The 408-nt window shown below is 33.8% G+C and carries 1 pseudogene; it reads right to left on the reverse strand.

Annotation, left to right across the window (positions count from 1 at the left end):
- Positions 1-99: 99 nt before the first annotated feature.
- Positions 100-300: pseudogene (locus DMC01_RS12830) on the reverse strand (Asd/ArgC dimerization domain-containing protein); the annotation flags it as partial.
- Positions 301-408 lie beyond the last annotated feature (108 nt).

Here is a 408-nt window from a genome sequence, read left to right on the forward strand (position 1 = left end):
TTTAAAAAAAACAAAATTAAGACGAAAAATTTAGGACAAAATTCTCATCAAAATTTGCTGAAATTGATAAGAGAAAATCCTATTAGAGTATCTTGAGCCTTTTTTATTTTGCGGCTCGTCCATAACGACTACGCTTGGGGCTTTGGCGAGAATTTCCCTTGCCTTTTTTGCATTTACCTCGCTTTCAAAATGAAGCGTCAGTGCCTCGCTATGACTTCGCAAAACGCCCACACGCACGCAGGTTGCCGACACTTCAAGGCTTTTATGCAAAATCTTTTGCGTTTCATTTACCATTTTCATCTATTCTTTGGCGATTGATACTTTTAGCTAAAATTACATAGGATTTTTCCTAATCAATTTTAACAAAATTTTATACAAATTTTCATTCTTAACTTTAACATTATATCT

The organism is Campylobacter troglodytis (assembly GCF_006864425.1).
Taxonomy (GTDB): domain Bacteria; phylum Campylobacterota; class Campylobacteria; order Campylobacterales; family Campylobacteraceae; genus Campylobacter_D; species Campylobacter_D troglodytis.